This window comes from Achromobacter sp., assembly GCF_057314935.1.
Map to the genome: position 1 here is coordinate 1 of NZ_DBHKZA010000139.1, position 7,907 is coordinate 7,907.

Below are 7,907 nucleotides of genomic sequence, written 5' to 3' on the forward strand. Positions count from 1 at the left end.
CGCTGGCGGGTCGCGCGCAATTGCTGCGCCAGCGCGGCATCGCCGCCGACCGCGTAGACGAATACCCGCACCGATTCCGACGCCGCGTCGCGCAGCAGCTGGGGGTTGGCGGCCAGCGTCAAGGCGTCCACGTGCACGCCCACCGGCGCGCCTACGGTCCTGGCCAGGTTGGCCAGCCACGGGCGGGTGAGCTTGGGCGCCGTGGCGCGCTGCGACACGTACTTGCCCAGAGGGTTGGCGCTGACGGATTCGGCATTCCTGGGGTCAAAGACGATCAGCCCCAGATAGCCTTGGCGGTCGGTGCCGCGCACGCAGCGCAGCGCTTCCGGAAAGGCCGACGTGATCATCCAGTTGCCGTGCGGCAGCGATTGCTTCATGCCGGCGACCAGCTGGCTGACCGGCGCGCAGTCGCGGTAGACGACCTTCAGTTCGGCGTTGAACGTCTTGGCGGGTTGCGTGGCCGCGACCCGCAGCGCGTCGTCCAGGAATGGCGGCGGCGACCCGCCGCCCTGCCCCATCAGCTTGGCGCCACGCCAATCGGCGCTGTTCAGTTGCAGCACGGCCTTGCGCCCCACGCCGCCCACCGTCCTGCCCGTGAGCACGTCGTGATGCAGCACCCAGCGGCCGTCCTGCAGGCGCTGCATGTCGATTTCGACCCCGTCCCAACCGCCCGCGTAGGCAGCGCTGATCGACGCCAGCGAATTCTCGGGCAGCGTCGGCGCGCCGCGATGGGCGTGCACCTGCATGCCCAGGCAGGCGGCGCCGGCGCCGGACACGGGCAGCACGGCGGCAAGCAGCGCCGTGATCAGGCGCTTAATCCGCATCGCCGTGGTATCCGTACTTGATGCCGCCCAGCACGCGCGTGCGCACCGCCTCGTTGAAGGGATAGGTATAGGCCTGCCCCACCACCACCACGTGCGCAATGTTGGCCAGCACGCGGCGGCGCAGGGCCTGGCCGGCCGACTCGTCATCCCGGCCGGACTCCGCGCGCGACATCTGCTGGAACAGCTCGCTCTTTGTCACGCCGTTCTGCATGAAGGAAAACGCGGTCCAGACGCACACCAGCGTCAACACCAGCGCCAACCCAGCTGCGCGCGTCGCGGTGCGGCCCGGCTCCTGCCCTACGGGCGTGCGCACCCACACGACCAGCTTGACGATCAGATACAGCAGCTTGGCGAAGTGGCCCACCGCGCCCAGCAGGGAAAACAACAGCGCCACCGGTGGCACGATCGCCGCCCGCGCGGCATCCTGGCCCAGCTTGTAGTGCTGGCCGCCCCGGCCGAAGTCTTCATTGCGGGCGGAAAAGCGCGGCATCGCCTCGTCCACGGCGCGGTCCAGCATGCCGTCGTACAGCCGCTTGAAGCTGGCCGCATCGGTGTAGTTGGCGGCCACGCTCATGGTCGCGGGCACCATCAGGGTCTGCCGCAACAGCTTCTGCACGCCAGGGCGCGCCACGAAGTCCTCGTACGACAGTCCCGGCGGAATCGCGTCCCCTTCCACATGGACGGTGCGGCTGCGCATGGTCTTCCAATACTGCTGGGCCACCGCCTCGTTGAAGGTGGCGCGGTCATAAGGCTGCCAGTCGCCGGGCACCGGAATGCGCTTGCGCACGTCCTGCACCACGCGCCCCTGATAGCGCGCCGGCACGCTCTCCGGCGTCCAACCCCGCTTGGACAGGTTCCTGCGGTAGTCGCTCCAGGCACGGTCCTGCTCACGCGCCAGGCTGATGTCGTTTCCCACCGGCACGCCCGCATACTGTTTCCAGCGGTCGGCGACAGACTGCATCACGCTGGTGTAGACCTGGTGATAACCGCGGATGCCCGGCGCCGTCATGCGGACGTCGCGGCCATCAAACGTGAAGGTCTTCATCTGCCGTTGCAGATCGGTACGGATCACCTGACGCTTCTTGGGTTCGACCTTCTCGTCCAGGTTGTCGATATTGGACAGCAGCACCTGGAACACGGCCAGAAACGCCTTGCCCTCGGGCCGGGCATAGACCTCGTCGTCGACCAGGCCGTCCAGATGCAGGTCGCCCTGCACCAGGGACCGCTGCAGCAAGCCGGCGTTGGCGGCGATGCGCCGGAAATCGCCGTCGCGGCTATCCACCAGCACGTTCACCAGCCCCTTGATGGCGCTGAACACCACCAGCGCGGTCACGACGCAGGCGACGCCGATCTTCAGGTATGACGGCTTTCCTCCGGTGCGCAGGCGCCGGGTCAGCAGCAATTGCAGCACCACCAGCGCCGCGGCAATGCCGGACAGCGTACGGCCGAAGAACTCCAGTTCTTCGATGTCGTGAGGCGTGGCGCGGCTGCCCACCACGTCCAGCAGGCGCGCATTGAAACCCAGCTCGAAGCTGAGATAGACGACCGTCAGGACGATCAGGAAAAGCAGTTGGCGAATCTGGGCTTGCCGCACGTCAGTCCCTCAGGTCAAGACGGGTCGAGGTGATTTCCTCGTCGGGCAGGTCCAGCTTGGCGGGCGGGCGCGACGCGCCGCCCGCGCGCGGCGCGGGGCTGGCGGCAGCGGCGGGCGCATCGCCTCCCGGCACACGCTGGGGTGGCGGCGGAACGACGCGGCCGGCGGTCTGCGTTGGGACCTGGGGCTGGCTGCCGGTCGGGTTGTCGACGGGCGCCGTCCTGGCGGGCGCGTCCGGCGTGGCCGCCCGCGCGGGCTTGGGCGCTTTGCCCGGCTTGCCGGATTTACCCGTCTTTGCGGCCGGCGCCGCGGGCGGCGGATAGACGCCATATAAGCGCAGAGAATCCAGGTACCCCGGCGGGTACAACGATTCGTCGGCAAAGGGCTTGGCGCGCGGATTCAGGCCGGCCACCGCCTTGACGTCGCCCCGGCGCATGCGGCCGTCCTGCGTGTAGACGAACCGCTCGATGTTGGATCCCTTCGGAAAATCGAAAGTCATGGCGCTGCGGTCATCCTGCACCAGCACCGCCGGCCGGTCGCGGCAATTGCCCAGGTCCCAGGACAGCACGTCGGACCCTTCGATCGCCAGCACCGTATAGCGGTAGTCGCAGTTGCGCCGTTGCGTCTCGATGACGACCACGGTGCGCGGCCCCACGTTCTCGGTGCGCGCGATACGGGCCGAGTCCACATTGTTCAAGGGCACCACGCGCTGGTTGCCCGACAGCTTGACCGAGAAGTTCTTGCCTTCGCGGCGCAGCGTGCCCAGCCCCCCATCCTGCAAGGGGAACTGGCCGATCTCGGTGCCGAACAGGGCGGCCGTGTCGACGCCATAGACCAGCCCGCCACGGGAATTGGTCTTGACCGCGCATGCGCTCAAGCCTCCCAGCAACAACAGCATGGTCACAAGGCGAAAGATCAGGGAACGGAGTAAGAGCGGGCGCATCGACATCATCGTGGTGGCCGGAAACGGGGCAGCGGCAAGGCGCAGTTTCCGTCAAAGCCCTGCAATGTATCTCAAAGTTACAGCGCAGGACCAGGGTTGTTTCAATTCCGCGCGGCGGGCGGCCTCCTCAACCGGCAGCGGCCTGCTTGAGTTCCAGCGCGTCTTTCACCAGTTCTCCAGCGCTGTGGCGGATGACCGACACGCAACGCGCCACGATGGCGCGCAAGAGCGCTTCGGCGGGCAGCGTATCGGACGCGGCCACAAAGCTCTCTACGGACGCCGACACGCGTCCGGCCTTCGGGCCGCGGTCTTGCTGCAGGCTCAGCTTGACCGCCTTGCAGCGATTGTTCACCGCATTGACCACTTCCAGCAGTTGCGCGCGGGTCAAGCCCAGTTCGTCCGCGTCCACGAAGCTCGGGTAGACCAGACGCAGGAATTCCGGATCCGCCTCGCTCAGGCTGAAGAACATGGTGCCCAGATCGGGGTAGCGAAACAGCACGTCGCCGTCTTCGTCAATACGGGCGACCAGGCCCAGTTCTTCTTGCACCACGGTCTGGTACAGGGCGGTCAGCGGGGTGGGGTTCGACATGATTCGGCTCTCCGTATGGATGGATGGCGACGGGAAAATCCGCGCCCATGTCCCCTGCTACGCGTCAGGCCGGGAAAGGTTCGAAAAATTTCTTCAAAAAAATAAATCGAACCTTTTCGTGCGCCGCGCATAGACACAGATACAGGCATCCCCGCCGGAACCAAAAGGAAAGACCATGCAAGGCAAAGAGGCACGCGACGTATTGAACCAGGCCAAGACCCACGGCGCACGCTGGGCCGCCACCGCCGCCGCCCGCGTCAACCGAGGCGACGCCGCGGGCGCGCTGCTGTTCCTGCTGGCCACCACGGTGTTCTCCGTGATCACGGTGCGCATCATGGGCTCGAATGCCAGCCTTAGCTTCTATGACCTGCTGCGCATGCAGAATGGCGGCGACATCCAGGGCTCGCATGGCACGGGCGCCGGTATTTACGCGCTGTTGTGGCTGCTGGCCGTGGTCGGCCCGCTGCTGCCGTCCCTGCTGCCCCAGCGCGCCGCCCGGTTCGGCTATTTCGTGCCGCTGGCCTTGTGGCTGATCGCCTTGGCCGGCGTGGTCTCGCAAGTGCGAGAAATCATGAACGCCACCCGCCAGTTCGCCGGCTTCATGGGCAATTCCCGCGCCAGCCGCAACATGGCCGGCGACATGGCGTCGTCCCTGTGGAACAGCCTGAGCTTCGGTTTCGGCTTCTACCTGTCGTTGGCCATCGTCGTGGCCTTCACCGTTCGCGGCATTGCCGTGCTGCGCCGCCGCGCTTGATTTTCCGCCCTTGCGCGGCTAAGGTGCCGCAGCCCTCGCCCCGCAGGGCTGCGGCATTTTCCGCCGATGGGCTGACGTTCCGCGTCCAGTTCGACACCAAGAATCTGAACCATGAACACGCTCGACCCCAAGCGCTACGTCATCAACAACGTCGACGCGCTGCTGCGCATCATGCATGCCGATCCGCGCTACGCGCTGGAATTCCGCAACAAGGCCGAGCAGCACATCACGTTGAAGCTGCGCAAGAAATTCTTCAACACCTCGCCGGAAGGCGTGGTGGACGCCTTCAATAACGCGCTCATGAAGTTCCTGCAAACGCGCACCTTCAAGGACGAAGGCTTCCAGCACGGCCAGCCGGCAGGCGGCTGGGCCGCGCACGAACTCGCGGTCAGCAAGCTGGGCGGCTACCTGTATCGGGGCTCGCTGCACGAGCTGATCCAGATGCATCGGCGCACCCGCCACGAAGTGCGATGGTCCGGGCCCGAAGGCGACGGCGGGCAGGACGACAACGTCTTCGACGATACCCAGGACGTGGGCGACCCCTCCCCCTTCGCCGACCCGGCACACGCCTACGAACACCTGTCGCTCGTCAAGCGCATGCGCGACTGCCTGAACAAACTCAGCGATACCCTGCGCGCCACGATGTTCCTGTATCTGGACGAAGTCCCCATGGAACAGATCGCCAAGCAGCAAGACCTGCACGTGCCGACCGTCAAGAGCCGCCTGCATGCCGCACGCAAGCTCGTGGCCGAATGCACGCGCAAAGGAATGGACTGATCATGTCTGAAGACCGAGTGCTGTCCTACTTGTCGGGCGAGCTCGACGAAGAAGCCCGCCGCGCCTTCGAAGCCGACATGGCGCGCGACCCCGCGCTGCACGCCGAAGTCGAAGAATGGCTCACCCTGGCCCAAGCGCGCCAGCTGGCGCACAACGAGATCGGCCAGGCCGACCGCGACTCCGCATTTCTGCGAGCGCTGGCCGAACGCCTCCAGCCTGTGCCCGCCGCGCCATCGCGCGCGCGCCGGCTATGGCAATGGCTGTGGCCCACACCCGCCAGCCCGCTGATGCCGCTGGGCTGGGCACTGGCCATCATGATGTCGGTCATCGTGGTGCAACAAGCTCCGCTCGATGCCCCCGCGCCCGACGTCGTCCTTACGCGCGGCGGCGGCTCGTGTCCGCGCCTGGTCGTGGACCTGCCCGACACGCTGACCGCCAAACAGCTGCGCAACACCTTGTCCCAGTACGACGTGTCCATTGTGGATGGGCCTGACGCCGATGGCCGTTACGTGCTGAGCGCCGCGCGCGAGTCCTCATTGCAAGACGCCGCCCGCGCGCTGGGCGTGCTGTCCGCGACACCCGGCCCGGCCGGCGTGTGCCCCCGTCCATGAGGCTCGGCATGAAGACGAATCCGTTTCCGATTGCGATGCCCTTGTCCAAGCCTTTGACTATGCCTTTGTCGCGCCGGCGGCTGCTTGCCGCCATGTTGGGAGCGGGGTTGTTGCCGCTGCATACTGGCGTAGCGGCCAACCCGGCTGCGGCCCCCGCGGCCCCTTCGTCCGCGCCCGCACCCACCGCCGCCAAACATCGCTACGCGCTTGTCATCGGCAACGCCCGCTACGCGGTGCCGGCCAACGCGCTGGTCAACCCTGTCAACGACGCCCGCCTGATCGCCGAATCGCTGCGCAAGCGGCAATTCGACGTCACGCTGCTGACCGACCTGACCACCGCGCAAATGGAAGACGCCGTCGACGAATTCGCCACGCGCGCAAAAGACGCCGATCTGGCGCTGGTGTATTTCGCGGGCCATGCGGTGGCCGTGGACGATGTGAACTATCTGTTTGGCGTGGACCTGGCGTTGCCCCTGGGCGAAGTCCGCATCCGCACCGCGCAGCAAAGCTCGCTGAGCCTGAAGCGGGTGTCGCAAGCGCTGCGCCGCGCCGACGTGCGCGCCCGGCTGATGGTACTGGACGCCTGCCGCACGAACCTGACTCGCGGCGCGCCCTCGGCCGGACTGGTCCACACCGTGCCGGCAGGGGGTGAACTGATCGCCTTTTCCACGCAGCCCGGCGCCACGGCTGAAGATGGCTTTGGCCACGACGGCCCGCGCCATAGCCCCTACGCGTATTACTTCGCGCAGGGCTTGGACGACCTGCCCGCCTCTGCCCCGGTCGAGAATTTCTTCAAGCAGCTGACCGGCGATGTGCAGGTCGCCACCGCCTATCGGCAAATTCCGCACTACGCCAGCAGCCTCGTCGGCACGGTCACATTCACGACGCTGGCCGACGGCCAGACGCCCGCCGTGCCGGGCGGCAAGCCCGGGCAAGCCGGCCGCGGGCCATCGCCCACGCTGGGCCGCGACTTGATCAAGGCGCGCATGAGCGCGTGGGAATTCGAAATTGAACGGGGCGCGAAGTATCTGGACGAGCCCCGGCTGGCCTCGCTGCAGGCGCGCGCCAAGGCCGGTGACGTGGTGGCCATGACGACGCTGGGCCTGATCGCCGAGAACGGCGAACACGTGGAGCAGGACTACAAGGTGGCGGCCCGCTGGTATCAACGCGCCGCCGACCAGGGCTTTGCCCCCGCGCAAACGTACCTGGGCGAATTGACCGGCATGGGCCGGGGCGTGCCCAAGAACTACAACGTGGCCGAGCGCCTGTTCCGCGAGGCCGCGGAAGCCGGCCACCGCCGCGCCGCGCTGGACCTGCTGGATGTGCGCGCGCGCATGGGTGAACCGATGGACCCGCGCGAATGGATGACCGTACTGCAAGACGCCGCGCTCAACCCCCTGGGCATGCCCGCGCCGGGCATGCCGCAGATACAGGGGCTGCCCGATATGCCATGGATGCGCGCGCCGGTCATGCGTGCGCCCGGCCGGCCCTGAGCTCGTCGGCGCGGCGCACTTCGGCTAGGATGGAGCACTTGTCCCGCCAAAGGAAACTGCCATGTCCTTGATAAAGCATCTGGCCTGCGCCGCCGCCCTGGCCTTGTCGCTGCCCTTGGCCGCGCACGCCGAATCCGTCACCCTGCACGCCGCCAGCGCCACCCCCGGCGCCGACCCGAACACAGGCGCCCGCGTCGTCGACGTGGCCTTGAAACCCGAGAGCCAAAAAGCCCTGGCCGACTTCACGCGCAACCGCGTCGGAAAACGCATTCAGCTGCGGTCAAACGGCGTGCTGCTCACGTCGGCCACCTTGCAAAGCCCG

9 protein-coding genes are annotated in these 7,907 nt (G+C 67.2%); 5 read left to right on the forward strand and 4 right to left on the reverse strand.

Annotation, left to right across the window (positions count from 1 at the left end):
• The 4 genes from ACO6D5_RS28660 to ACO6D5_RS28675 all read right to left on the reverse strand — a co-directional run.
• Positions 1-824, reverse strand: an 824-nt coding sequence (locus ACO6D5_RS28660; RefSeq protein WP_485827264.1) for a glycerophosphodiester phosphodiesterase, incomplete at its 3' end; no start/stop codon positions are given.
• Positions 814-2,418: a hypothetical protein gene (locus ACO6D5_RS28665; protein ID WP_485827265.1), complete on the reverse strand. Its 1,605-nt coding sequence runs from the start codon at positions 2,416-2,418 to the stop codon at positions 814-816. The genes ACO6D5_RS28665 and ACO6D5_RS28660, both read right to left, overlap by 11 nt.
• A 1-nt stretch (position 2,419) precedes the next feature.
• On the reverse strand, positions 2,420-3,316 hold the full coding sequence (locus ACO6D5_RS28670; RefSeq protein WP_485827266.1) for a hypothetical protein: 897 nt from the start codon (positions 3,314-3,316) through the stop codon (positions 2,420-2,422).
• 172 nt (positions 3,317-3,488) lie between these two features.
• Positions 3,489-3,950: a hypothetical protein gene (locus ACO6D5_RS28675; RefSeq protein ID WP_485827267.1), complete on the reverse strand. Its 462-nt coding sequence runs from the start codon at positions 3,948-3,950 to the stop codon at positions 3,489-3,491.
• Between the two features lie 175 nt (positions 3,951-4,125).
• On the opposite strand from ACO6D5_RS28675, the gene ACO6D5_RS28680 reads away from it, so the two are divergent.
• From ACO6D5_RS28680 to ACO6D5_RS28700, 5 genes are all read left to right on the forward strand, one after another.
• Positions 4,126-4,704 (forward strand): hypothetical protein, encoded by a 579-nt coding sequence (locus ACO6D5_RS28680; protein WP_315527110.1) that lies wholly within the window; start codon positions 4,126-4,128, stop codon positions 4,702-4,704.
• Between the two features lie 111 nt (positions 4,705-4,815).
• Positions 4,816-5,481 (forward strand): RNA polymerase sigma factor, encoded by a 666-nt coding sequence (locus tag ACO6D5_RS28685; RefSeq protein ID WP_485827268.1) that lies wholly within the window; start codon positions 4,816-4,818, stop codon positions 5,479-5,481.
• Positions 5,482-5,483: 2 nt separating this feature from the next.
• The gene (locus ACO6D5_RS28690) at positions 5,484-6,092 is read left to right on the forward strand and encodes a hypothetical protein (protein ID WP_315527113.1); all 609 of its coding nucleotides are present in this window, start codon (positions 5,484-5,486) and stop codon (positions 6,090-6,092) included.
• An 8-nt stretch (positions 6,093-6,100) separates the two neighbouring features.
• Positions 6,101-7,585, forward strand: a complete 1,485-nt coding sequence (locus tag ACO6D5_RS28695) for a caspase family protein (protein ID WP_485827269.1) — start codon at positions 6,101-6,103, stop codon at positions 7,583-7,585.
• A gap of 61 nt (positions 7,586-7,646) precedes the next feature.
• Positions 7,647-7,907, forward strand: a 261-nt coding sequence (locus ACO6D5_RS28700; RefSeq protein WP_485827270.1) for a SecDF P1 head subdomain-containing protein, incomplete at its 3' end; no start/stop codon positions are given.

Coding starts and splice junctions, on each gene's coding strand:
- ACO6D5_RS28670 (WP_485827266.1), bottom strand. CDS start 3,316: ATGCTGTTGTTGCTGGGAGGCTTGAGCGCATGCGCGGTCAAGACCAAT.
- ACO6D5_RS28675 (WP_485827267.1), bottom strand. CDS start 3,950: ATGTCGAACCCCACCCCGCTGACCGCCCTGTACCAGACCGTGGTGCAA.
- ACO6D5_RS28680 (WP_315527110.1), top strand. CDS start 4,126: ATGCAAGGCAAAGAGGCACGCGACGTATTGAACCAGGCCAAGACCCAC.
- ACO6D5_RS28685 (WP_485827268.1), top strand. CDS start 4,816: ATGAACACGCTCGACCCCAAGCGCTACGTCATCAACAACGTCGACGCG.
- ACO6D5_RS28690 (WP_315527113.1), top strand. CDS start 5,484: ATGTCTGAAGACCGAGTGCTGTCCTACTTGTCGGGCGAGCTCGACGAA.
- ACO6D5_RS28695 (WP_485827269.1), top strand. CDS start 6,101: ATGAAGACGAATCCGTTTCCGATTGCGATGCCCTTGTCCAAGCCTTTG.